At 41.6% G+C, this 22,127-nt stretch carries 28 protein-coding genes; 15 read left to right on the top strand and 13 right to left on the bottom strand.

From position 1 onward, the window contains the following. Positions 1–11: 11 nt before the first annotated feature. From FNT16_RS05465 to FNT16_RS05435, 7 genes are read right to left on the bottom strand one after another with little or no spacing between them, the layout of a single operon-like run. Positions 12–1,508, bottom strand: coding sequence for an RNA polymerase factor sigma-54 (locus FNT16_RS05465; RefSeq protein ID WP_143870585.1), 1,497 nt, complete (start codon positions 1,506–1,508; stop codon positions 12–14). 15 nt (positions 1,509–1,523) lie between these two features. Beyond that, positions 1,524–2,249, bottom strand: coding sequence for an LPS export ABC transporter ATP-binding protein (lptB, locus tag FNT16_RS05460; RefSeq protein WP_143870584.1), 726 nt, complete (start codon positions 2,247–2,249; stop codon positions 1,524–1,526). After that, positions 2,250–2,807 (bottom strand): lipopolysaccharide transport periplasmic protein LptA, encoded by a 558-nt coding sequence (gene lptA, locus FNT16_RS05455; protein ID WP_246072378.1) that lies wholly within the window; start codon positions 2,805–2,807, stop codon positions 2,250–2,252. After that, a complete protein-coding gene (lptC, locus tag FNT16_RS05450; protein WP_143870583.1) occupies positions 2,761–3,315 on the bottom strand; it encodes an LPS export ABC transporter periplasmic protein LptC in 555 nt (184 codons plus the stop codon). The genes lptA and lptC overlap by 47 nt, the downstream gene beginning before the upstream one ends. Further along, the gene (kdsC, locus tag FNT16_RS05445; RefSeq protein ID WP_143870582.1) at positions 3,312–3,863 is read right to left on the bottom strand and encodes a 3-deoxy-manno-octulosonate-8-phosphatase KdsC; all 552 of its coding nucleotides are present in this window, start codon (positions 3,861–3,863) and stop codon (positions 3,312–3,314) included. Before kdsC ends, lptC begins: the two co-directional genes overlap by 4 nt. Next, positions 3,863–4,849, bottom strand: a complete 987-nt coding sequence (locus tag FNT16_RS05440) for a KpsF/GutQ family sugar-phosphate isomerase (RefSeq protein ID WP_221935064.1) — start codon at positions 4,847–4,849, stop codon at positions 3,863–3,865. The genes kdsC and FNT16_RS05440 overlap by 1 nt, the downstream gene beginning before the upstream one ends. Further along, entirely contained in the window at positions 4,846–5,826 is a 981-nt protein-coding gene (locus FNT16_RS05435) for a calcium/sodium antiporter (protein ID WP_143870581.1), read from the bottom strand. Before FNT16_RS05435 ends, FNT16_RS05440 begins: the two co-directional genes overlap by 4 nt. Positions 5,827–6,041: 215 nt before the next feature. Here FNT16_RS05435 and FNT16_RS05430 point away from each other — a divergent pair, with 215 nt between their 5' ends. The 7 genes from FNT16_RS05430 to murA are packed head-to-tail and all read left to right on the top strand — an operon-like array spanning position 6,042 to position 10,621. Then, on the top strand, positions 6,042–6,848 hold the full coding sequence (locus FNT16_RS05430; RefSeq protein WP_143870580.1) for an ATP-binding cassette domain-containing protein: 807 nt from the start codon (positions 6,042–6,044) through the stop codon (positions 6,846–6,848). Beyond that, positions 6,848–7,630, top strand: a complete 783-nt coding sequence (gene mlaE / locus FNT16_RS05425; RefSeq protein ID WP_143872878.1) for a lipid asymmetry maintenance ABC transporter permease subunit MlaE — start codon at positions 6,848–6,850, stop codon at positions 7,628–7,630. The genes FNT16_RS05430 and mlaE overlap by 1 nt, the downstream gene beginning before the upstream one ends. Positions 7,631–7,634: 4 nt before the next feature. Further along, on the top strand, positions 7,635–8,105 hold the full coding sequence (gene mlaD / locus FNT16_RS05420) for an outer membrane lipid asymmetry maintenance protein MlaD (RefSeq protein ID WP_143870579.1): 471 nt from the start codon (positions 7,635–7,637) through the stop codon (positions 8,103–8,105). 11 nt (positions 8,106–8,116) lie between these two features. Next, positions 8,117–8,791: an MlaC/ttg2D family ABC transporter substrate-binding protein gene (locus FNT16_RS05415; RefSeq protein ID WP_143870578.1), complete on the top strand. Its 675-nt coding sequence runs from the start codon at positions 8,117–8,119 to the stop codon at positions 8,789–8,791. Continuing rightward, positions 8,788–9,084, top strand: a complete 297-nt coding sequence (locus tag FNT16_RS05410; RefSeq protein ID WP_143870577.1) for an STAS domain-containing protein — start codon at positions 8,788–8,790, stop codon at positions 9,082–9,084. The genes FNT16_RS05415 and FNT16_RS05410 overlap by 4 nt, the downstream gene beginning before the upstream one ends. Continuing rightward, complete coding sequence (locus FNT16_RS05405; protein ID WP_143870576.1) at positions 9,081–9,335, top strand: BolA family protein; 255 nt, start codon at positions 9,081–9,083, stop codon at positions 9,333–9,335. The genes FNT16_RS05410 and FNT16_RS05405 overlap by 4 nt, the downstream gene beginning before the upstream one ends. 23 nt (positions 9,336–9,358) lie before the next feature. After that, positions 9,359–10,621: a UDP-N-acetylglucosamine 1-carboxyvinyltransferase gene (murA, locus tag FNT16_RS05400; RefSeq protein WP_143870575.1), complete on the top strand. Its 1,263-nt coding sequence runs from the start codon at positions 9,359–9,361 to the stop codon at positions 10,619–10,621. Here the strand turns inward: murA and FNT16_RS05395 are convergent. The 3 genes from FNT16_RS05395 to FNT16_RS05385 form a co-directional block, all read right to left on the bottom strand. Then, positions 10,589–11,695: a trypsin-like peptidase domain-containing protein gene (locus FNT16_RS05395; RefSeq protein WP_143870574.1), complete on the bottom strand. Its 1,107-nt coding sequence runs from the start codon at positions 11,693–11,695 to the stop codon at positions 10,589–10,591. The genes murA and FNT16_RS05395 overlap by 33 nt on opposite strands. Positions 11,696–11,800: 105 nt before the next feature. After that, entirely contained in the window at positions 11,801–13,156 is a 1,356-nt protein-coding gene (locus FNT16_RS05390; protein WP_281281909.1) for a DegQ family serine endoprotease, read from the bottom strand. Between the two features lie 104 nt (positions 13,157–13,260). Further along, positions 13,261–13,698, bottom strand: coding sequence for a ZapG family protein (locus FNT16_RS05385; protein ID WP_143870573.1), 438 nt, complete (start codon positions 13,696–13,698; stop codon positions 13,261–13,263). A 69-nt stretch (positions 13,699–13,767) separates the two neighbouring features. Here FNT16_RS05385 and zapE point away from each other — a divergent pair, with 69 nt between their 5' ends. Further along, positions 13,768–14,868 carry a cell division protein ZapE gene (gene zapE, locus FNT16_RS05380; RefSeq protein WP_143870572.1) on the top strand — a complete coding sequence of 367 codons (1,101 nt, stop codon included), beginning with the start codon at positions 13,768–13,770 and terminating at the stop codon, positions 14,866–14,868. 46 nt (positions 14,869–14,914) lie between these two features. Here the strand turns inward: zapE and FNT16_RS05375 are convergent, their stop codons facing one another. Genes FNT16_RS05375 through FNT16_RS05365 form a run of 3 tightly spaced genes read right to left on the bottom strand, consistent with a single transcriptional unit; the run spans position 14,915 to position 16,627 of the window. Then, positions 14,915–15,565 carry a DUF799 domain-containing protein gene (locus FNT16_RS05375; protein ID WP_143870571.1) on the bottom strand — a complete coding sequence of 217 codons (651 nt, stop codon included), beginning with the start codon at positions 15,563–15,565 and terminating at the stop codon, positions 14,915–14,917. Between the two features lie 11 nt (positions 15,566–15,576). Next, positions 15,577–15,963, bottom strand: a complete 387-nt coding sequence (locus FNT16_RS05370) for a DUF4810 domain-containing protein (protein WP_143870570.1) — start codon at positions 15,961–15,963, stop codon at positions 15,577–15,579. After that, positions 15,950–16,627, bottom strand: a complete 678-nt coding sequence (locus FNT16_RS05365; protein ID WP_425456692.1) for a CsgG/HfaB family protein — start codon at positions 16,625–16,627, stop codon at positions 15,950–15,952. Before FNT16_RS05365 ends, FNT16_RS05370 begins: the two co-directional genes overlap by 14 nt. A 347-nt stretch (positions 16,628–16,974) precedes the next feature. Between FNT16_RS05365 and rplM the strand changes: the two genes are divergently transcribed. From rplM to FNT16_RS05330, 7 genes are all read left to right on the top strand, one after another. Continuing rightward, positions 16,975–17,403: a 50S ribosomal protein L13 gene (rplM, locus tag FNT16_RS05360; protein ID WP_143870569.1), complete on the top strand. Its 429-nt coding sequence runs from the start codon at positions 16,975–16,977 to the stop codon at positions 17,401–17,403. 15 nt (positions 17,404–17,418) lie between these two features. Further along, the gene (gene rpsI, locus FNT16_RS05355; protein WP_143870568.1) at positions 17,419–17,811 is read left to right on the top strand and encodes a 30S ribosomal protein S9; all 393 of its coding nucleotides are present in this window, start codon (positions 17,419–17,421) and stop codon (positions 17,809–17,811) included. 323 nt (positions 17,812–18,134) lie between these two features. Beyond that, on the top strand, positions 18,135–18,725 hold the full coding sequence (gene petA, locus FNT16_RS05350) for a ubiquinol-cytochrome c reductase iron-sulfur subunit (protein ID WP_143870567.1): 591 nt from the start codon (positions 18,135–18,137) through the stop codon (positions 18,723–18,725). A 2-nt stretch (positions 18,726–18,727) separates the two neighbouring features. Beyond that, entirely contained in the window at positions 18,728–19,996 is a 1,269-nt protein-coding gene (locus FNT16_RS05345) for a cytochrome b (RefSeq protein WP_143870566.1), read from the top strand. Next, positions 19,993–20,733 carry a cytochrome c1 gene (locus FNT16_RS05340; protein WP_143870565.1) on the top strand — a complete coding sequence of 247 codons (741 nt, stop codon included), beginning with the start codon at positions 19,993–19,995 and terminating at the stop codon, positions 20,731–20,733. Before FNT16_RS05345 ends, FNT16_RS05340 begins: the two co-directional genes overlap by 4 nt. 185 nt (positions 20,734–20,918) lie before the next feature. After that, a complete protein-coding gene (gene sspA / locus FNT16_RS05335; RefSeq protein WP_143870564.1) occupies positions 20,919–21,551 on the top strand; it encodes a stringent starvation protein SspA in 633 nt (210 codons plus the stop codon). Continuing rightward, entirely contained in the window at positions 21,551–22,018 is a 468-nt protein-coding gene (locus FNT16_RS05330) for a ClpXP protease specificity-enhancing factor (protein WP_143870563.1), read from the top strand. The genes sspA and FNT16_RS05330 overlap by 1 nt, the downstream gene beginning before the upstream one ends. Positions 22,019–22,127 lie beyond the last annotated feature (109 nt).

The raw sequence follows: 22,127 nt of genomic DNA, 5'->3' as shown, positions 1-22,127 counted from the left end.
TTGAACCTTCTTTAAAGAAGGCTTTTACGTTGATTAGACGGCGGAATTGACAGTGACTCTCGGTATTTTGCTATGGTGCGTCTAGCTACCATAATACCTTGGTCGGCGAGCAATTCTGCTATCTTACTATCACTTAACGGCTTTGCTGGGTTTTCAGCAGAAATCAATTTTTTTATCAGTGCACGAATAGCAGTAGAAGAACATTCTCCACCATTTTCTGTGCTCACGTGGCTTGAGAAAAAGTACTTCAACTCAAATATTCCACGTGGAGTATGCATGTATTTTTGTGTCGTAACCCTTGAAATGGTTGACTCATGCATTTCAACTTCTTCAGCGACATCATTTAAAACCATAGGTTTCATGGCTTCGTCACCGAGTTCAAAAAAACCTTGTTGTTGTTTAACGATACACCTTGCTACTTTTAACAGAGTTTCATTACGACTTTCAAGACTTTTTATAAACCATTTTGCTTCTTGCATATGTGATCGTATAAATTGCGTGTCAGAAGTATTTTTTGCTGTTTTACTTAAAGCCGCATATTCAGCGTTTACTCTAAGTTTAGGCATACTTTCTGGATTTAGCTCGACAATCCATTCATTTTTTACTTTTTTTACCGCAACATCCGGCACTATGTACTGAGCTTCTTCCGCAACAACTGTATTTCCCGGCCTTGGGTTTAGGCTGTGGATCAGCTTCATCACTTCTTTTAATTCGCTTTCTTTGAGTTTAGTCTTCCTTGCTAAAGTGCGGTAGTCTCTGTTGCCTAATAAATCGATATAATTTTTGATGATTTTTTTGGTTTCTTCAAGCCACGGAGTATCGTCAGAAAATTGATTCAACTGAACCAATAAACACTCTTTGGTATCTCGCGATCCCACACCAATCGGATCAAACATTTGAATACGTTTGATAACCGCTTCCACTTCATCTGCTTCCACTTCTTCTTCAGAGCCAAGACTTTCTAATATTTCTTCAACGCTGACGGTTAAATATCCGGAATCATCTATCGCATCAATGATAGCAGTGGCGATGGCTCTGTCGAGCGGGCTAAAAGGGGTTAAATCCATTTGCCAAATGAGGTGATCGCGAATTGAGTCAATGGTTTCACCCTGATAAACCATGTCGTCTTCTGGCGCAACACTGCCCGAACCACTTCCAGAGCCTTGTGAGAAGTGATCATCCCAAGTGCTGTCGGTTGGTAAATCATCTGGAATATCTTCTCGCGTTAATTCTTCTCGGCTATCTGGGACATTATCTGCGTCATCACTATTATCCGAGCTCGTGTCAGAATTCGATTTTTCTTGTTTTTTACTTTGCTCGTTGAGGGCATCTAAAGATTCAAAGTCTTCTTTATTTTCTTCTGCCTCCAACAGTGGGTTACTGTCCAAAGCTTCTTGAATTTCTTGTTGTAAATCTAATGACGATAGTTGCAATAGGCGTATAGCCTGCTGCAACTGTGGCGTCATTGTCAGATGTTGTCCAAATTTTAACTGAATTGATTGCTTCATTAATCGACAGATTCGTTATAGTTTAAATTGTTCGCCTAAGTACACGTTTCGTACTTGCTTATTGTTTAAGACATCTTCAGGGCTGCCAGAGGCGATCAATTGTCCTTGACTTACTATATACGCTTTTTCGCAGACATCCAAAGTTTCCCGTACATTGTGATCGGTAATCAATACCCCTAACCCTCTTTCTTTAAGATGGGTGATGATTCGTTTAATATCAATGACGGATATAGGATCAACACCTGCAAAAGGCTCATCCAGTAAAATAAATTTTGGATCTGCCGCCAAAGCTCGGGCAATTTCAACACGCCGCCGTTCACCACCAGACAAAGACATCCCCTGACTATCTCGGATGTGTGTTATATGAAACTCTTCTAAAAGCTCTTCCATTTTTTCAAGCTTTTGCTGTTTACTCAGCTCTTTACGCATTTCTAAAATAGAATATAGGTTTTGCGTGACAGTTAGTTTTCTAAAGATAGACGATTCTTGTGGTAAATAGCCAACGCCGGCACGTGCTCTTTCATGCATCGGAAAGTAAGTCATATCCTGATTATCCAGTTGGATCTTGCCACTGTCGTTTTCAACTAAGCCTACAATCATGTAAAACGTGGTTGTTTTCCCCGCACCGTTAGGCCCTAACAGGCCAACAATGCTGCCGGATTCTACTTGCAAAGAGACGTTTTTAACAACTTGTCGCTTTTTATAAGCTTTAGCTAAATTGGTCGCAATCAGTTTTGCCATTTATTGTTCTTCTTCTTCGTCGCTTTTGGGGGTTAACACAGTTCTTACTTTCTGACCTTTTTGTCCGGCACTGGAAGCAATTAATTTTTGCTCAACTAGGTTATATTCTATTTTATCGCCGCTTACCTCGCTGCCTTGTTGGGAAATTTTTGCGTTTCCCGATAGCGTTAGTATGCGATCACTTACTTTATACTCAATGTTTTTAGCACTAGCTGTGAGTACTTCTCCATTTTCTAACTGCTGTTTATAAGTGGCTGGCTTGCCTGTGGCGATGAGGATATCTTGTGAATCGCTATTGTCTTTTGCTTTTATGACTTCTAGGCGATCTGCTTTCATACGCAGTGAACCTTGACTGACGTCCACATCGCCAGAAAAAGTTAAGGTGTTGGTTTTAATATCTAATTTTTGTTTTTTTGCATCGATGATAATATTTTTATTAAAGTCAGTTTCCAGTGCATTTATGGCAATACTGGTCAGTGCCAAACAACTAACTAAAACCACTTTGATAAGTTTAATTTTTAACAAGGTATTCTGCCCGTACATGGTTAATGAGTTCAAATTCCTGAGTTTGTAAATTGCCGCGCAAACCTTGACCGGAAAATTTTAGTTTGTCAGCGACAGCATTGACTGCAGAGCTTGTACTAATCGTTTGTGCTTGTAAATCCATATTTAGTTGTTCAACATACAAAGTGTTAAACCATTCGTCCGGATGGCTGGCAATAACCTGAACATCACCTTCTAACTCTAAATTCCGGTTGTCGTAAATGACACTCTCATTTGCCTGAATAAGCCAATGTTGCTGTTGTGCACTTGAATATAAGATATATTTTGGTTGCTGAAAATAGGTAAATTGTAAATCTTGGTAGTGTTCGAGTTGCTCAGCGTCTAATTGCGTATGCAAATGACCATTCTCGTCAAATTGGCGACGACTAAGCGCTTCAATTGTATAGTCTGCTTGCGCTACAGGGTCATACTCGGTAACAACTTCTGGTTGCTGGCTCCATTCACGCCAAAAATACTGACTGATTGTAATAATCACCAAAACCGATAATAACAAGCGTTTCATACACTCATTCCTTGTGCTTGGTGCAGTATTCCTCTTGTCTCAAGCAGCAAATCACAAGTTTCACGGACAGCGCCAAAACCACCTCTTATTTGCGTTTTATAATGGCTTATTTGGCTAATGATAGGATGCGCATCGGCAACCGCTATCGGCAGCCCGACTTGTCTCATGACCTCTAAGTCTGGAATATCATCCCCAATATAAGCAACTTGATGGTCTGACAAGCCAAGTTTTTTCTTTAAATCTTGATAGGCTTTTGATTTATCTTCCTGACCCTGATAAATATGCTGAATACCTAACGACTGCATGCGACTTTCTACGATCTTGGATTTTCTACCTGTAATAATCGCAACTTGGATACCTGCGTTAATAATGGCCTTGATGCCAAAACCATCTCGAGTGTGAAAAGCTTTGAGCTCTTCGCCATCGTTCCCTAAATATATTCTGCCATCTGAAAAAACACCATCAACATCACATATAAACAACTTAATTTGTTTGAGGTGCTCAGCCAAAGGTTGTGCGATTGGGCCATATATACTGTTAAAAACCATTATAGTACCTTTGCCTGCAATAAATCGTGTAGGTTGATTGCCCCAATGGGGCGATTGCTGTTGTCGACGACAACAAAGCCATTAATTTTTTTCTCTTCCATCCACTTCAGAGCTTCTGCCGCCAACATGTCAGGCGCGACGGTAACTGAGTGTTTGGTCATGACATCGGCTATTAAAGTTTGATGTATATCTATTCTCTTGTCTAAGGTTCGACGTAAATCACCATCGGTAAATATACCGCAAAGTTTGCCATCGGTGTCGACTATTGCGACAAATCCCATACTTTTCTGCGAGACAACCAATAAGGCATCCGCGATCGTGACATTGGCTTTTACTAATGGTAGTTGGTCACCTTGGTGCATTAAATCTTTTACACGTAATAATAATTTGCGACCTAAACTGCCCATCGGATGTGAAAAGGCAAAATCTTCTGCTGAAAACTGGCGAGCTTCTAACAAGGCAATCGCTATCGCATCTCCCATGACGAGTGCCGCGGTTGTACTGGCTGTTGGGGCCAATCCTAATGGGCAAGCTTCCTGTGTGGATTTTACTAATAAGTGAATATCCGATAATTCAGCCAAACTAGATTGAGGGTTGGCTGTCAGTGAAATTAATTTTGCGCCAATGCGTTTTATCACCGGTAATATGGTTGTGATTTCTGCGCTTTCACCCGAATTAGAAAGTGCCAATACCACGTCTTGTTTGCCTATCATGCCTAAATCACCATGGCTCGCTTCTGCCGGGTGAACAAAGAAGGCGGGGGAACCGGTACTTGCCAGTGTGGCGGCAATTTTACGGCCAATATGACCGGATTTGCCAATCCCCATAACCACCACTTTACCTTTGCAATTAAGCAGCGCAGTACACACGTCTGCAAAATTCGCATCTAAAGATGCCATGAGTTGAGCGATCGTTTCATGCTCAATTTGCATCACTTTATAGGCACTATTTAAAAAAGCTTGTTTTAGATTTTGATCAGTCATCATGCTTGCGCCATGCCAAACAATAAGTATTGATACGCGATAAAGCAGGCTAACAATATTCCACCCTCTACCCGGTTAATATTTCTTGGCCCTTTGTTAATCCCAACCGCCATTAATATCAGCAATAGCGTGACGCCTATCATAATTACTGAGTCTCGTGTTACCGCAGCTGGATCTATCGCACCCGGCGCAATAATGGCCGGTAAACATAATACCGCAAGGGCGTTAAAGATATTCGAGCCGACAATATTGCCCAGCGCCAAATCGTCCTCTCCCTTGATGACACCGGCGACAGATGCGGCTAATTCCGGTAATGAGGTACCAATTGCGATAATGGTTAAGCCTATTACCAAATCACTAATCCCGAAGTATTTGGCAATATAAACGGCAGAATCAACTAAATAATGTGAGCTGGCGAGCAGTAATGCCATGCCAATCACTAGCCACAGTATTGCTTTGCCGGTGGCTATACCTTCAGGTACATCGTCGGTCACTTCATTTTCATATAAGTCAGCTTCGTTCGGATTTACTTTGTGCAAAGACGAGTAGGTTAGGTAGCCTATGGTGATAACAAACAAAATCGCCAGTAAAATACCTTCCAAGCGCGTAAACTGTAAATCATAAATAAAATAAACGGCGACAAGTGAGGTGCCTAAAATAATGGGGAGTTCACGGCGAACGGTCAAAGATGAAACCATCATCGGCTTTAATAGCGCAGTCAAACCTAAAACCAATGTGATGTTGGTGATATTTGAGCCAATTACATTTCCGATAGCTGTATCTGCTTTGTCTGCCATCGAAGCTGTCGCGGCAACCATCATTTCAGGTGCTGAGGAACCCATTGCAACAATGGTGAGTCCGATAATAAGCGGAGAGAGGCCTAAGTTGCGTGCGAAGGCAGCTGCGCCAAAAACAAATTTGTCAGCGCTCCACATCAATGCGATTAAGCTAACTAATAAAATTATGATGTTTTCAAACATAAAGACCTTATTTATGAAAGGTAAGGGTTACCAGTGCGGTCATTATACTGATTCTTCAACAAGATGCAGTAGTTGCGCATGTAGTTTGATAGGAATGAATATCTTGCTAACGCGAACTGGTTCCAGACTCGTCGTAATTTTACGTTTCTGTTCGCTTTCTTTTTGTTAGAATGCACGGGCGCTCCAATTAGAGCAATCAAATTCAGGGAAATTCGATGTCAGCAGAATCTATAGTTGAATTAAAAGATGTCACTTTTAAACGTGGCGAGCGAACCATTTACGATCAAATTAGTCTAGATATACCCAGAGGCAAAGTCGTTGCTGTGATGGGGCCGAGTGGTATCGGGAAAACTACGTTACTGCGTTTAATCGCCGGGCAAATTAAACCTGACTTAGGTGATATTTACTTTGACGGTGAAGTCATAAATAAAATGGGCCGCAATAAATTATATGAAGCACGTAAAAAAATGAGTATGTTGTTTCAAAGTGGCGCATTGTTTACTGAAATGTCTGTTTTCGACAATATAGCGTTTCCTATTCGGGAGCATTGTAAACTACCCGACGATATTATTCGTAGTATGGTGTTAATGAAATTAAACTCCGTTGGTTTAAGAGGTGCGGCAGATCTAATGCCTACAGAATTGTCGGGCGGTATGGCCAGGCGGGCAGCGTTAGCCAGAGCGATTGCACTTGATCCGGCATTAATTATGTATGACGAGCCGTTTGCAGGACAGGATCCTATTTCAATGGGCGTTCTGATTCGTCTGATTCGAGAATTAAATGATTCGCTTGGTTTAACTTCAATAGTCGTTTCGCATGACGTTTCAGAAGTTATGAGCATTGCGGATTACGCTTATATTATGGCCAATCAGAAAATTATCGGCCAAGGTACACCACAACAATTGTTAAAATCTGATTCACCACTAATTCATCAATTTATGTCAGGTGAAGCAGATGGCCCAGTGCCATTTCACTACACAGCTGAACCGATTGAAGAACAAATGCAGGAGGTATTTTGTTAATGCTATTGGATTGGTTTGCTGGTATTGGTCGCAATGGTATCAACGCCACGATGACCTTAGGCCGTGCAGGTATTATGTTATTCAATGCGCTGTGGTCATTACCTAATATTAGAAAAAACACCCCCTTGTTGATCAAGCAATTGTTTGTGGTCGGTGTACAATCGCTTGCCATTATCATTGTCAGTGGCTTGTTTATCGGCATGGTTTTAGGTTTACAAGGTTACACCATACTGGTCGGTTATGGCGCAGAAAATAGTCTAGGGCCTATGGTTGCCTTGTCATTGTTAAGAGAGTTAGGTCCGGTGGTGACTGCTTTATTATTTGCTGGCCGAGCAGGCTCCGCTTTAACGGCAGAAATAGGTTTGATGAAAGCGACAGAGCAACTTTCAAGTATGGAGTTAATGGCTGTTGATCCATTGAGGCGAGTTATTGCCCCACGCTTTTGGGCGGGGGTTTTAAGTATGCCTTTACTGGCGTTGATGTTCAGTGCTGTTGGTATTTTAGGCGGGCATTTGGTTGGCGTGGAATGGCTGGGTGTCGATAGTGGCAGTTATTGGAGTGTGATGCAGGCAGCTGTTGATTTAAAAGATGATGTGATGAATGGTTTTATCAAAAGTGTTGCCTTTGCATTTGTCGTGACTTGGATCGCTATCTTTCGGGGTTATGATTGTATCCCCACATCAGAAGGTATCAGTAAAGCGACAACACAAACTGTCGTGCATGCATCGTTAGCTGTTTTAGGCTTAGATTTCGTTTTAACCGCTTTAATGTTTGGAGAATAAAGCTGTGAATAACCGCAAAATTGAGGTTTTAGTAGGATTTTTTATTGCTGCAGGTATCGCTGCATTTTTATTTTTGGCGTTGAGTGTTGCCAATTCAGGTGGTTTCAGCAACGGTGACTCATATCGTTTAAGTGCCAAGTTTGATAACATCGGTGGTTTGAAAGTGCGCTCACCAGTAAAAGTCGGTGGTGTTGTGGTCGGCCGTGTAGCTGAAATTAAGCTGGACACAAATTCGTTTATGGCCGAAGTGGTAATGGATATTTCTGTTGATTACAAAGACTTCCCTGAAACCAGCTCGATTAGTATTTTGACCGCTGGCCTTTTGGGCGAGCAGTACCTTGGTCTAGAGCCCGGTTTTATGATGGAAGGAATTGAAACGCTTAAACCAGGTGATTATATACAGGACACTAAATCAGCACTTGTACTGGAAGAGTTGATTGGTCAATTCCTGTTTAGTCAAGGTGGCGAAGATTAGAGGAAATGTTGATGAGAAGCCTTATTAAAACGGGTGTACTGCTTTCAAGCTGTTTATTTTTTATAGCCCCAGTGCACTCTTTACAGGCTGCTGAGCAGTCGCAAATATTGCAAATAGACGACCCATATGTGTTATTTGATAAGGTAACACAAAAAGCTTTTGAGCGATTTAAAGCCGAGTGGCCTCTAGTTAAACAACAACCGGAAAAGCTTAAAGAAATTATTCGTGAGGAGTTGTTGCCTTATATTGACTACGAATATGCTGCATTTAAAGTTTTGGGCAAGCATGTGCGAGAGGTAAAACCGGATGACAGACGTTTATTTGTAGATGCTTTTAAAGACTATATTGTCACCGTTTATGCTCAGCTTTTTGCTCAGTATAAAGAAACACAATCCATTATCGTAGAGCCCTCGCGAGATACAGAAGGCAATAAAATAGCCGTGGTAAAAAGTAAGATTATTGAACCAGGACGTCCGGATATTAACGTCATGTTTAAATTGATTAATCGTGATGATAGATGGCGTGCGTTTGATATGGAAGCAGAAGGCATCTCGGTATTAAATACAAAACGTAAAGAGATTGACTCGGCTATGCCGCGTATGGGGATCTCAGGTATTATTAAAGATCTTAAAGACAAAGCACAGCAAAAGCTAAATTTTAAAGACAGTGAGTCTACATCAGCATGATCAAACTTGCAGAAAAACAACTGAATCATCAGTATTGGCAGTTGGAAGGCGATTTAACGCGAGATAGTGATTTATCTTATATTCCGGATGCGCCATGCAAAGATTCTTGTCAGGTAGATGTTTCGCTGGAAGATGTCGGGCGCATTGATACTGCAGGTTTAGCTTATTTAATTAAATTAAAACTCCAATTGGCGGATAGTAACATCCAGATTAAATTTATTCATGGTGGAAAAAATTTACATAAATTAGCCAAGCTATATGGCGTTCAAACATTGTTAGGGTTATCTGAATGAACTTAGAAGAAATTAAAGATTTATTGGCTGAAGCAATAGAGCATGAAGAGTTAGTTGTTGAACACGAAGATAACTACTATTTAAACATTACGATTGTATCTGCTTTGTTTGAAGGGATGCGACCGGTTAAACGCCAGCAAATGGTATATCAGCCGCTAAATGCAATGATTGCGGATGGCACGATACACGCAGTAAAAATTAAAGCATTTACCGCAGACGAATGGCAAAAACATAAAAAACTCAATTTTTAAGTTGTATTGGAGTTTCCAGCTGAATGGATAAATTTGTTATTACCGGTGGTGTACCTTTGTGCGGAGATGTTCGTATATCGGGTGCTAAAAATGCCGCTTTACCTATATTGTTTTCGACTATTCTGAATCCTGAGCCTGTTAATTTAACAAATGTGCCTGAATTAAAAGATATCAAAACAACACTTAAATTATTGGCCGAACTTGGCATTCAGTGCGACAAAGCGCCTCACCAGTATAGCTTTGATGCGTCACACTTAACCTCGACTACCGCACCTTATGATTTGGTACGTACCATGCGCGCCTCAATATTAGCACTAGGGCCTTTGGTGGCTCGCTGTGGTGAAGCAAAAGTTTCCCTACCCGGAGGCTGTGCAATTGGTGCTCGACCGGTGAATTTACACATTTCCGGTTTGCAACAAATGGGCGCTGAGGTCACCGTTGAACATGGTTATATTGTTGCTAGTACGCACGGCAAACGGTTGCAAGGTGCGCACATCTTTTTTGATATTGTGACGGTAACCGGCACCGAAAATTTAATGATGGCGGCTGTTTTGGCGGAAGGTCAAACGGTACTGGAAAACGCAGCACGCGAGCCGGAAGTGGTCGATTTAGCCAATTGTTTAATAGCGATGGGCGCGGATATACAAGGCGCGGGCACAGATACAATCACTATCAATGGGGTCGAAAAGCTACATGCATGTGATTATTCTGTTTTACCAGATCGTATTGAAACCGGAACTTTTTTAGTTGCAGCTGCCGTAACGGGTGGACGGGTTACTTGTACGCACACTTCAGCGAAGCTTTTAGAATCTGTGATTACTAAACTAAAAGAAGCGGGCGCGGCTGTTTCATCGACCGAAAATAGCATTACGCTAGATATGACAGGGCGTACGCTCAAAGCCGTGAATATCAAAACTGCACCGCACCCTGCATTCCCAACGGATATGCAGGCACAATTTACTGTATTGAATTGTGTTGCTCAAGGGACAGGTACCATTCACGAGACAATATTTGAAAATCGATTTATGCACGTACCTGAATTACATCGTATGGGTGCAGACATCGAGTTAGAAAGTAATACAGCAATTGTGCGCGGTGTGACGAGCTTAACCGGCGCCGAAGTGATGGCGACCGATCTGCGCGCTTCAGCATGCTTGGTTATTGCGGGTCTTTTTGCGCAAGACGAAACGGTTGTCAATCGTATATATCATCTTGATCGCGGTTACGAATCTTTAGAGTTAAAGCTCAATAGTTTAGGGGCCAGTGTTCAGCGTGTGGCCGGGTAACTCCTGAATTGTCACCATTAAATTAAGCCTGACACCTTGCCGAATAACAGTTACCGGCAAGCGTGTACCAGGTTTGGTTTCGGCAATTAAGTCTAATGTTTGCGCTCTGCCTGTGACAGATTGGTGGTTAATTTCCACGATAATGTCATTGGGTTTGATGCCTGCAATGTCAGCGGGTCCATTGGGGGAGACCATAGTCACTATGATACCCACCGGGGTCACCAATTCATCACCGTTTTGAATATAGGTTTCTTTACCTGACAAACCTAAATATCCTCTGACAACACGTCCGTCAACGGCTATTTTTCTGAGTATGGTTAGTGCTAAACGTGCGGGAACGGCAAAGAAAATACCTTGGGCCTGATTGTTGCGGCGAGCAGAAGCATAGTTAAAAGAGTTGATGCCAACTAAATAACCATCACTATCAACTAGCGCACCGCCTGAGTTACCATCGTTGATGGCCGCGTCCATTTGAATAAAGTCAGCGTAGTTTGAGCTTAAACCAGCACGCCCTGTTGCACTGACAATACCTTGAGTAATGGTTTGCCCAAGGTTATACGGATTGCCGATAGCCAGTACTAGATCCCCCGGTTGAGATGTTAAATTGGGATCAATCGGTGCAACCGGTAAATTTTCACTTTGTACATACAATACCGCAAGGTCAGTATATGGGTCACTGCCGATGAGCTGCGCTTCAAATTGCCGACCATCTTGTAATGCGACTAATATCTGATCTGCATTTTTAACCACATGTTCTGCGGTTAAAATGAAACCTTTTTCAGAAACAATTACCCCTGAACCCAAAGTTCTGATGGCCCGTTTACTATTGTAAAAGCGCTCGTCAATTTCGAAACCCTGAGTGTAAATATTGACCACTGCAGGGGCGGCACGTGCAACCGCATGGGCAAACGAAATGGGTTTGCGTTCTTGTTTTTGTACGCTAAACAAGCTTTGCCAAATTAAGTTATTTTGGCGAAATTCGGGGAAAACGGCAAACAACAAAAGCGTTAGCACAATAGCCAGTGCAATTGTATTGATTGTGAATTGCAAATGGGTGCTAAACTTTTGAGCCATTAATGTTCCCTTGCTGCATAAATAAAAATAAACATAAACAAAAAAGTGGCACCCAGTTGGATGCCACTTTGATACCACTTTGATGTGCTGCGTTTACTATAACAATTAACGAATCACTAAGTACAGTTGAGTTCGGCCTCTGACTATATTTAATGCAATAATATTGTTTTTATGTTCATCCAGTTTTTCACGCAGGTCAGCAAGGTTTTCAACGCGCTCACGGTTGACACCTATGATGACGTCACCTTCTTCTAAGCCAATAATGGCTGCAGGAGAGCGGTCTTCAAGGGTTTTAACCAAAACACCTTTTTCACCTGCTTTGGTTTTACCGTTACCGAGCTCGGAACCCTCAAGTGCCGGATGCATATTGGAAGCAATAACATTGCCACCTTCAGCTTCGCGTAGTTTGACATTGATTGTCATTTCTTCACCGTCGCGAATGATGCCGAGCTTGGCTGTATTACCAGCGCCCATCGTACCTATTTTAGCGCGCAGTTCAAAGAAGGTTTCAATGCTGCGGCCATTTACACTAATAATCGCATCACCCGGTTTTATACCCGCTTCTTCAGCCGCTGTGCCTTCAAATACCTGACGCACAAGGGCACCTTTACTCGTTGGTAGTTTAAGGGCTTTGGCGACACCTGCATCGATATTTTCACCGGTTATACCTAATACACCGCGGCGAACTTCACCATACTCTAAGATTTGATCGACAAGGTTTTTCATCATATTTGAAGGGATTGCAAAGCCAATCCCGACATTGCCACCATTAGGGCCCAATATCGCCGTGTTGATACCAATCAACTCGCCATTTAAGTTTACAAGGGCGCCACCAGAATTACCGCTATTAATGGCCGCGTCTGTTTGGATGAAGTTTTCGTAACCTTCAATCCCTAGTCCGCTGCGACCTAAAGCACTGACAATACCGGACGTCACGGTTTGACCGATGGCGAATGGGTTACCGATTGCAATGGCAAAATCACCCACTCGTAGTTTATCTGAGTTTGCTAACGGCAGGTCGGTTAAGTTTTCGGCATCAATCTGTAGTAGAGCAACATCACTTTCTGAATCTGAGCCGAGCTTTTTTGCTTCGAACTGACGACCGTCTTTTAAGGTGATTAATACTTTATCCGTATCGGCTATGACGTGGTGATTGGTGACGACGTAACCCTTTTTAGCGTCTATGATGACGCCCGAACCAGCCGTTTGAAAAGGTTTTTCCTGAATTTGTTCTCGCGGCGCATTCGGACCAAAAAAATAACGGAAAACATCGGGCACTCTTTGCCTGTTTTGCTTCATACCACTGGCGGAAATGTTAACAACCGCAGGCGTTGCTTTTTCTAGCATAGGCGCCAAAGTGGGCATGGTTTGTTTATCATCATTATCAAACCAAGGGAGTGCGGCTTGTGATGAAAGAGGCGTTAGGGCCAAACAGGCACCTAAAACAGAAACTTTTAATATATTGCGATAATTTGCTTTCAACGTCAGTTCTCCTAAATTCAAAGCTTGCTCCCAACAAAGGGGAGCAGCAATAAAGACACTTGAGCCGAGCTAAAAGTTCATTTTTACTTTTTATCCTCGGCGCTAAACCATCCCATTTTGCTATCAGAATAGTCACGCGGAATGGCTTCAGCCTGACCTTCGTTTAGCGTTTTACTTAAACTCTCTACTGGTCTACTTTGTTGCATTATGCTTGCAGTTTCGGCACCAAAAAATGGGACAAATTCTTTGTGTTCTTTTTGTACCGCCGCCAGTTCAGAAAATCTTTGTTGTGATTCATCTGCTGCCTGAGTTGCTTGTTTTGCAATGTTTTGCATCGCGTCATTGACGGATGCCAGGTAGCTATCGACATCTTTTTTAAAGCTTTCTTGTGCTTTTATATGATCGTTTAATTGTTCTGAAAGTTGATGATTTTTACCGGAAAGTTGCGGTATCAGGCGCATAACCAACAAACCAACTATAAATCCGACTACAAAGATTATCGTGCCTTCTAACCACGTCATGATGAATTACCTCAAAAAAAAGTTTAGCATTATAGATATACTGTTAAATATACTTGTATTTGGCCCCTTATGACCACCCCATTATTACAATATCAAGAAGATTTAAAATCAGGTAAATTGTTACCCGATGATGCACAAGCACAAGCTGTTCATTATTTAGACCAACTTTTCCAGCAATTGCAGAGTTATCAACTGCCAGAGGAGAATTGGTTCACACGTTTTAAATATTTGTTTCAACAACCCAAAAATCAAGCGCCGCAAGGTCTTTATTTTTGGGGCGGGGTTGGGCGCGGTAAAACTTACTTAATGGATTTGTTTTATCACAGCCTACCCACAGATAAAAAAATGCGCGTACATTTTCACCGTTTTATGCATCGTGTTCACAACGAACTTAAACATGTAGAGGCGCAGTCCGACCCATTATTGGCAATTGCCGCTAAGCTTGCCAACGAAGCAAAAGTGATATGTTTTGACGAGTTTTTTGTATCAGATATTACCGATGCTATGATTTTGGCAGGTTTGATACAAGCTTTGTTTGAAAAAGGCGTGGTCTTGGTTGCCACGTCAAACATAGAGCCCTCTGGTTTGTATAAAAACGGATTGCAAAGGCAGCGTTTTATACCGGCTATAGAGCTTATTGAAAAACATTGCCATGTGGTAAATGTCGACAGTGGTACAGATTATCGCTTACGAACCCTAACGCAAGCTGAAATTTATCATTCACCCAGTGACGAACAAGCAATACTCAATCTTGAGGGGTATTTTGCGCAAATGGCGATTGGTGATATTAAACAAAATACTTCAATAGAAATTGAAGGGCGACAGATTAAAGTACGTAAATTGGCGCAGGATCTCGTGTGGTTTGATTTTAGAGCTATCTGTGATGGTCCTCGCAGTCAAAACGATTATATTGAGCTAAGCCATTGTTTCCATACCGTACTGTTGAGTCATGTTGAACAAATGGGCAGTGGTATTGATGATATCGCGCGACGATTTATTGCATTGGTAGACGAGTTTTATGAGCGAAACGTCAAGCTCATTATTGCAGCGGACGTGCCTTTAGAGGCGCTTTATACGCAAGGACAGTTAAACTTTGAATTTAAACGGTGTTTGAGTCGGTTGCAGGAAATGCAATCAACAGAGTATTTAGCCAAAGCGCATTTAGCATAACAACTTCAAAAGCGCGCTTAGCGCGCCTTTGAAAGTTCTTTGATGGTTATTTTTTCTTAGGTTCTGCTGGCGCATATGGTCCGGGTAGCAAACCTCTTTTGGCCGAATAGAAAGCAATATTATTAGCCATTCGGGCTGCATCTGGAGTTCGGTCATTTACCGAGCCTGCTATTTGCGTGACAACAGCATTAACCAGTGCGCCGACTAAGCCGTGACCACCACTATCAGACGCTATCTCGGCGAAGATAGGTGCATCCCATAACAATTCTCCTGATTCAACTGACACAAGTTTGACAGAGCCTTTGACAATCGTTTTTGACGATAAAACGACAAATTTTTGGCCCCAATCATCAATGGTGACATATAAAACGGCGTCGGCACCAATATGCTCTTTAATTTTATCAAGCGGAATGGAATTCATTTCCATCGGAGTCGGCAGACCGTTTTCTTTTAAAAACGCATCAATCACAGAAACCGGAAAAACATAATACCCTTTTTCGGCTAAAGGCTGACTCACGGTTGATAAATATGAATACGAAGCCGTTACATCCACTGAATTATTTTGAGGTGGGATCACCAGAATTGACCTAGGAGCATTCTTTTTCAAAGCAGTGTAGTCGTATGGTTTTACGGTCGCACAGCCTGATAGCGCGAGCGCCAGTAAAACGAGTAAGCATTTAGTTATATTGGTCGTCATCTGTAACTCCTTTAGTGACTGGTTTGCACATTGTTTGATTTAACGCGATTCAGTAAACCATCGATTAAAACAGCTGATTCAGGAAAGGCTTGTTTTTCGCGTTCTAACGCATCAATCGCAGAGCTTAAATCACCAATCGAAGCGTAAAGCATGCCAAGGTGAGCATATATACCGGGTGCAACAGGTTTACCATTTGCGCTCGCTTTATCAATTTCCATTGTTAAGGTTTCAATTTGTAATTGAGGAGGTGTTTCATCAGCTTTTAAGTGATGTGCATAAATAACATTTTCATAGCTGCCCCAATGATACATACGATTGTCTTTGACAGCACAGCCTGATAACAGGATAACGATAACAAACAAGCAGCATAAAGCGGCTTTAGATTTATATATTGACATTTAACACCCCTGATTCCAAATCCCTAACCATGTTGTTTACACACTCTTTGATAGCAAAATCCAGCACTTTACCGTTTAGCGTCGAGTCGTACCCCGCTTTAGAACCAAAGCCCAAAACTTCTCGTTCACTCAACGAATATTCGCCGGCACCTTGAGTTGAATAAATCACTTCAGAGGTCAGTACATCGACAATATTTACAGTGACTTTTGCATAGGCGATTTGGCTTTTCCCTGATCCTAATATGCCAAAAAGCTGCTTGTCTCCGACATTTTTACGCCCAAATTCAGTGACTGCACCTGTGATTGCATATCTTGCGCCTTTCAATTGCAGTTTTTCACCGCGTAATTCAGCTTCTTTTGTGATTTGTTCCAAATTTTCACGGTCGACCATTTTAAATCTGTTCGTTTGCGTTAAGTGCGCTTTTAAAATGGTTTTAGACTGATTGGCAAGCTGTGGCGCATTGTTTGAAAACATGCCTTGCATGTAATTTGAGCGGTTATTAAATTCGCCCACAACCAATGTTGTTTTGGGTCCTGTATATGGGGTTTGGTAAGATTTTACCGGCTCTACTTCTACCTTTCTGTGGGACTGGCTAGCACAGCCAGCTAAAAGAATGATAGTTGCACTGACAGTCAAAAGTGACTTTACCATATGCTTATTCATTATTTTTATTTCCTTTTTCCTTTTTAAACGACTTATTGTTGGCCCAAAAATCAATTTTTGGGCAATGTATAATATTTTAGCCTTTTCATTTGTGCAATCACTTTGACCGCCCTATTAATTTTGACCGCACTATTAATAGGTAATAGGGCGCTTCTCATTGAATATTTTACAGTTCTGTCAATTTACACGTGATCTTTTTTTAACCGTCCTGTATACTGCGCGCCTCCCAAACCCGGTTAGGCTAATTAAGGGCCTTTGTTCAAATTCTCGAAGGGGTTTTTGACATAAACTAGGGGAGGCATGTTGCCTCTGATTGTGGAACTATTTGGTTTTAGGTTAAATTCGAAATGAAAACTTTCTCTGCAAAGCCTGAATCTGTAAAGCGCGACTGGTTTGTAGTTGACGCTGACGGTAAAACTTTAGGTCGATTAGCTACAGAAATCGCGCGTCGTTTACGCGGTAAACATAAAGCGGAATATACTCCGCATGTAGATACTGGTGATTACATCGTTGTTATCAATGCTGAAAAAGTAGCGGTAACCGGTGCAAAACGCACTGATAAAGTGTATCACGCTCACTCTGGTTACCCAGGTGGTTTGAAGTCAATTACGTTTGACAAACTACTTGAGAAAAAACCAGAGATGATCATCGAAAGCGCTGTTAAAGGTATGCTTCCGAAAGGTCCATTGGGTCGTGCAATGTTCCGTAAACTAAAAGTTTACGCAGGTACTGAGCATAACCATCAGGCACAACAACCACAAACACTGGACATCTAATTCGGAGAGATTACTATGGCAGATAATCAATACTATGGTACTGGTCGTCGTAAAAGCTCAACTGCTCGAGTGTTTTTAAGACCTGGTACTGGCAATATTACAATTAACAAGCGTTCTATCGAAACTTATTTTGGCCGTGAAACGGCTCGTATGGTTGTTCGTCAACCGTTAGAGTTAGTTGAAATGGTCGAGAAATTTGACTTATACGTCACTGTTGCAGGTGGTGGTATTACAGGTCAAGCGGGTGCAATTCGTCACGGTATCACTCGTGCATTGATGGAATTTGATGAATCATTACGTCCAGCACTACGCAAAGCGGGTTATGTTACTCGTGATGCACGTCGTGTTGAGCGTAAGAAAGTCGGTCTTAAGAAAGCGCGTAAGCGTCCTCAATTCTCAAAACGTTAATTCGTTTTTACCGATTTTTGCGAAAACCCGGCTATGTCCGGGTTTTTTTATGTCTGTTGTTTTTATGATCTTGCAGACAAAAAAATGACCTGAATGATATAAGAAAATCAATTAATTTGACTCAATAGCGGTAGATTTGCAATTTACTTAGGTTTTTTACGGCTTTTTGTGTGATTTCCTTGTCAGTTGTCCGGTTTTTTTTATATCATTCGCATTATTTTTATCTCGCGCCTAAAGCGCGTATTTTTTTATCGTTTTTTGATACAAAAATACGCATTGAGGTCGCTCTCTTTTATTTAAAATCTAGTCTCGGAGAAGATTGAATGAGTAATGCGCCTGTTGATAACGGTCGCCGTCGCTTCTTAACCGTCGCAACTTCGGTTGTTGGTGGGGTGGGTGCTGCCGGAGCAGTTGTACCTTTCATCGCGTCCTGGAATCCGAGTGCCAAAGCGAAAGCTGCTGGTGCTCCGGTTGAAGTTAACGTGAGTAAACTCCAACCTGGCCAAATGTTAAGGGTTGAGTGGCGTGGTAAACCAGTGTGGGTGGTTAAGCGTACACAAGAAATGTTAGATGGGTTAGCAGCACATGAAGACAAACTACGTGATGCTGAATCTGAAAATGAACAACAACCTGAATACGCAAAAAATCGCTATCGTTCAATCAAACCTGAGTTGTTTGTGGCCGTTGGTATTTGCACCCATTTAGGATGTTCACCTCAATATCTTGCTGACAGTTTTTCTGCGCAAGTGCAAGGTGTACCGTCTGGCTTTTTCTGCCCATGTCATGGTTCTAAGTTTGATATGTCTGGTCGTGTATTCCAAAGCGTACCGGCACCTTTAAACTTGGTTATCCCGCCTCATCAGTATCTTGACGAGAATACTATTCTTGTCGGCGACGATTCAGGAGTTGCATAGTCATGTGGAAAAATTTACTCGATTGGATTGAATATCGCATTCCAATGATGCGTGTCGCAAACATGCACGCGATCCAATATCCTGCACCAAAAAACATGAACTTTTGGTATGTTTTTGGTTTTATCGCAACCGTTGTCTTAGTTAACCAAATTGTTACAGGTATCTGGTTAACGATGAATTACGTGCCTAGCGCTGAAGGTGCATTTGCCTCAGTAGAGTACATTATGCGTGATGTCGACTACGGTTGGGTATTAAGATATATGCATTCGACCGGTGCTTCTGCATTTTTCGTTGTGGTCTATTTACATATGTTCCGTGGCTTATTATACGGCTCATATCAAAAGCCACGTGAATTGTTGTGGTTGTTCGGTATGTTTATCTATCTTGCACTTATGGCTGAAGCCTTCATGGGGTACTTATTACCATGGGGACAAATGTCATATTGGGGTGCTCAGGTTATTATTTCATTATTTGGTGCAATTCCGGTTATTGGTGATGATTTAACCCTTTGGATCCGAGGTGACTATGTTATCTCAGGGGCAACCTTGAACCGATTCTTTGCATTACATGTTATTGCACTGCCATTGGTTATCGTTGTATTGGTTTTCTTACATATTGTAGCTCTGCACGAAGTGGGATCGAATAACCCGCAGGGTATAAATGTAAAACATCCCAAAGGCTCGTTAAAAGAAGAAGAAAAAACCAAATACAAGATCCACGAGTACTATACCTCTAAATATGACATTATTGATGATGTAGTACCTTTCTTCCCGCACATCGTCTTAAAAGACCTAGTGGCCTTCACCATTTTCTGTGCTGCTTGTGCTTATGTCATATTCTTTAACCCAGAAATGGGCGGTTTGTTCCTTGAGCCACCAAACTTTGAGCCGGCAAACCCGTTAAAAACACCAGAGCATATTGCACCGGTTTGGTATTTCACACCTTTCTATGCAATCTTGCGTGCGGTTCCTGATAAATTATTAGGGGTTGTTGCAATGTTTGGTGCAATTGTAATGTTGGCGTTATTGCCTTGGTTAGATCGTTGTAAAGTGCGTTCAGTGAAGTACCGTAGTGGCTTCCATAAACTTAACTTGACTGTGTTTGCAATTGTCTTTGTCCTTTTAGGATGGTTAGGTTTAAAACCAGCTACACCAACATTTACTTTGATGTCTCAGATTTGTACTGCTTTGTACTTTGGCTTCTTTGGCTTGTTATGGTTGTACAGTAAAAATGAGAATACTAAACCTTTACCAGCGAGAATTACCAAATGAAGAAATTATTAATTACTTTAATTGCGTTGTTACCGAGCTTAGTATCGGCCGCTGGCGGTGGCTATCAGCACCCGTTGGAAGAAGTGAAAATTGATTTGCACGACAAAGCGTCTTTACAGCGTGGCGCTGCGTTGTTTATCAACTATTGTTTAGGTTGCCACCAAATGCAGTACCAAAGATATCAGCGTACCGCTGAAGACTTGGGCATTCCAATTGATTTGGCTAAAGACAACCTAATCTTTACTGATCAGAAAGTGGGTGAGCAGATGACAAATGCAATGCCAGCCGCTGATTCAGCCAAATGGTTTGGTAAACAGCCACCAGATTTAACCTTGGTTGCTCGTGTTAGAAATCCTGATTGGCTTTACACTTATCTAAAGTCTTTTTATGTTGATACAAGTAAAACTTTTAGAGTAAACAATGCGGTATTCCCAGATGTAGGTATGCCACATGTCTTAGAGCCTTTGCAAGGTACTCAAGTTGCAGAAAAAGTTTACGAAACGGTTAACGGTGAAAAAACTCTATCCGGTATTCGATTAACACAAAAAGAGCCAGGCGCTTTAACCTCTGAAGAGTATGATCAAGCGGTCACAGACTTGGTAAACTTTTTAGAGTACACAGGTGAACCTTCAAAACTTGAGTCTCACAAAATTGGTACTTGGGTATTGGTATTCTTAGCGATATTTTTTGTCTTCATTTATTTGTTGAAGAAAGAATACTGGCGTGATGTTCACTAATTCAGATTAAGCTCTGATTGGTTTTAATTTGTAAGTTTTATATGGGGGCTATGCCCCCATTTGTAGTATTAGTGCCTTAGCAGGCAAGGCTCAGATTTTACGCACGATTTTTAGTGCTAAATCTGGTATGCTTTAACCCAAGTTAGCCGTTATGGCTATTATGTTTGTTACTTTGGAGGAATTTCATGGCTGTTGCTGCCAATAAACGTTCTGTAATGATGCTATATGCAGATGCTACTTCATTACATAGTCATCAGGTTCGTATTGTTCTGGCTGAAAAGGGAATTAGTGTAGAAATTAAATTACTTGATCCAAATAACAAACCAGAAGAACTATTTGAATTGAACCCCTATGGGACAATTCCTACTTTGTTAGATCGTGAACTTGTTTTATATCAATCAAACATCATCATGGAATATCTAGATGAGCGTTTTCCACATCCACCATTGATGCCAGTATATCCAGTGGCACGTGGTTCAAGCCGTTTAATGATGCACCGCATTGAAAATGATTGGTACAAATTAGTTGAACAAATTGAAAACGGCTCGGGTGAAGAATCGAGCGCAGCACGCGCTGAATTGCGTGAAAGTATTTTGGCCATTGCGCCTATCTTTCACGAGACACCTTATTTTATGAGCGAAGAGTTTAGCTTGGTTGATTGTGTATTAGCGCCCTTATTATGGCGTTTACCAAAACTAGGTATTGAGCTCATTGGCCAAGGCAGTAAAGAAGTTAAAGAATATATGGCACGCGTATTTGAACGTGAGTCTTTCCAAGCTTCTTTAACTGACGAAGAAAGAGAAATGCGAGGAAGATAATGGATAATTTGGGCGGCAATTCATCAATGACCACATGCAAGCCTTATTTGGTGAGGGCAGTACACGAATGGATCGAAGATAATGGCTGCACACCTTATTTGTTAGTTGACGCTGAGTTTCCGGGCGTACAAGTACCATTTGAATATGTAAAAGATGGTCAAATTGTTTTAAATATCTCATCGGGTGCAACCGGCAATTTAACGTTAGGCGAGCATCACATAGAGTTTAACGCCCGTTTTGGTGGTTCACCACGGCACGTTGTGGTCCCTATGTCGGCGGTATTATTTGTCTATGCAAGAGAAAATGGTGAGGGCATGCCGTTTCCGCCAGAGGCCAAACCAGAGGCTGATGAAACTCAAGACGAGGAAGTGATTGAAACTTCATTCATGTCGATTGACGGCAATCAACCGGACCATGAAAAGCCTGAAAAACCGTCCAAAGCTAACCATTTAAAAGTGATTAAATAACGGAAACTAGACCGTAAGTTCAAAAACAAAAAAGCCGCTTTAGCGGCTTTTTTATTTTTTGTCTCTTAATTTTATGTTTTTTAGTTTTGTCATTTAAACTAAGCGTGGT

The organism is Catenovulum sediminis (assembly GCF_007289895.1).
Classification (GTDB): Bacteria; Pseudomonadota; Gammaproteobacteria; order Enterobacterales; family Alteromonadaceae; genus Catenovulum; species Catenovulum sediminis.
The sequence above is the reverse complement of the archived record's forward strand: the minus strand, read 5'-3'. Positions and strand labels throughout refer to the sequence as shown.

What these genes read in the sequence shown, in the direction of transcription:
- FNT16_RS05465 (WP_143870585.1), bottom strand. Translation starts at nt 1,508, where the DNA reads ATGAAGCAATCAATTCAGTTAAAATTTGGACAACATCTGACAATGACG.
- lptB (WP_143870584.1), bottom strand. Translation starts at nt 2,249, where the DNA reads ATGGCAAAACTGATTGCGACCAATTTAGCTAAAGCTTATAAAAAGCGA.
- lptC (WP_143870583.1), bottom strand. Translation starts at nt 3,315, where the DNA reads ATGAAACGCTTGTTATTATCGGTTTTGGTGATTATTACAATCAGTCAG.
- kdsC (WP_143870582.1), bottom strand. Translation starts at nt 3,863, where the DNA reads ATGGTTTTTAACAGTATATATGGCCCAATCGCACAACCTTTGGCTGAG.
- FNT16_RS05440 (WP_221935064.1), bottom strand. Translation starts at nt 4,849, where the DNA reads ATGATGACTGATCAAAATCTAAAACAAGCTTTTTTAAATAGTGCCTAT.
- FNT16_RS05435 (WP_143870581.1), bottom strand. Translation starts at nt 5,826, where the DNA reads ATGTTTGAAAACATCATAATTTTATTAGTTAGCTTAATCGCATTGATG.
- FNT16_RS05430 (WP_143870580.1), top strand. Translation starts at nt 6,042, where the DNA reads ATGTCAGCAGAATCTATAGTTGAATTAAAAGATGTCACTTTTAAACGT.
- mlaE (WP_143872878.1), top strand. Translation starts at nt 6,848, where the DNA reads ATGCTATTGGATTGGTTTGCTGGTATTGGTCGCAATGGTATCAACGCC.
- FNT16_RS05415 (WP_143870578.1), top strand. Translation starts at nt 8,117, where the DNA reads ATGAGAAGCCTTATTAAAACGGGTGTACTGCTTTCAAGCTGTTTATTT.
- FNT16_RS05410 (WP_143870577.1), top strand. Translation starts at nt 8,788, where the DNA reads ATGATCAAACTTGCAGAAAAACAACTGAATCATCAGTATTGGCAGTTG.
- FNT16_RS05405 (WP_143870576.1), top strand. Translation starts at nt 9,081, where the DNA reads ATGAACTTAGAAGAAATTAAAGATTTATTGGCTGAAGCAATAGAGCAT.
- murA (WP_143870575.1), top strand. Translation starts at nt 9,359, where the DNA reads ATGGATAAATTTGTTATTACCGGTGGTGTACCTTTGTGCGGAGATGTT.
- FNT16_RS05395 (WP_143870574.1), bottom strand. Translation starts at nt 11,695, where the DNA reads ATGGCTCAAAAGTTTAGCACCCATTTGCAATTCACAATCAATACAATT.
- FNT16_RS05385 (WP_143870573.1), bottom strand. Translation starts at nt 13,698, where the DNA reads ATGACGTGGTTAGAAGGCACGATAATCTTTGTAGTCGGATTTATAGTT.
- zapE (WP_143870572.1), top strand. Translation starts at nt 13,768, where the DNA reads ATGACCACCCCATTATTACAATATCAAGAAGATTTAAAATCAGGTAAA.
- FNT16_RS05375 (WP_143870571.1), bottom strand. Translation starts at nt 15,565, where the DNA reads ATGACGACCAATATAACTAAATGCTTACTCGTTTTACTGGCGCTCGCG.
- FNT16_RS05370 (WP_143870570.1), bottom strand. Translation starts at nt 15,963, where the DNA reads ATGTCAATATATAAATCTAAAGCCGCTTTATGCTGCTTGTTTGTTATC.
- FNT16_RS05365 (WP_425456692.1), bottom strand. Translation starts at nt 16,627, where the DNA reads ATGAATAAGCATATGGTAAAGTCACTTTTGACTGTCAGTGCAACTATC.
- rplM (WP_143870569.1), top strand. Translation starts at nt 16,975, where the DNA reads ATGAAAACTTTCTCTGCAAAGCCTGAATCTGTAAAGCGCGACTGGTTT.
- rpsI (WP_143870568.1), top strand. Translation starts at nt 17,419, where the DNA reads ATGGCAGATAATCAATACTATGGTACTGGTCGTCGTAAAAGCTCAACT.
- petA (WP_143870567.1), top strand. Translation starts at nt 18,135, where the DNA reads ATGAGTAATGCGCCTGTTGATAACGGTCGCCGTCGCTTCTTAACCGTC.
- FNT16_RS05345 (WP_143870566.1), top strand. Translation starts at nt 18,728, where the DNA reads ATGTGGAAAAATTTACTCGATTGGATTGAATATCGCATTCCAATGATG.
- FNT16_RS05340 (WP_143870565.1), top strand. Translation starts at nt 19,993, where the DNA reads ATGAAGAAATTATTAATTACTTTAATTGCGTTGTTACCGAGCTTAGTA.
- sspA (WP_143870564.1), top strand. Translation starts at nt 20,919, where the DNA reads ATGGCTGTTGCTGCCAATAAACGTTCTGTAATGATGCTATATGCAGAT.
- FNT16_RS05330 (WP_143870563.1), top strand. Translation starts at nt 21,551, where the DNA reads ATGGATAATTTGGGCGGCAATTCATCAATGACCACATGCAAGCCTTAT.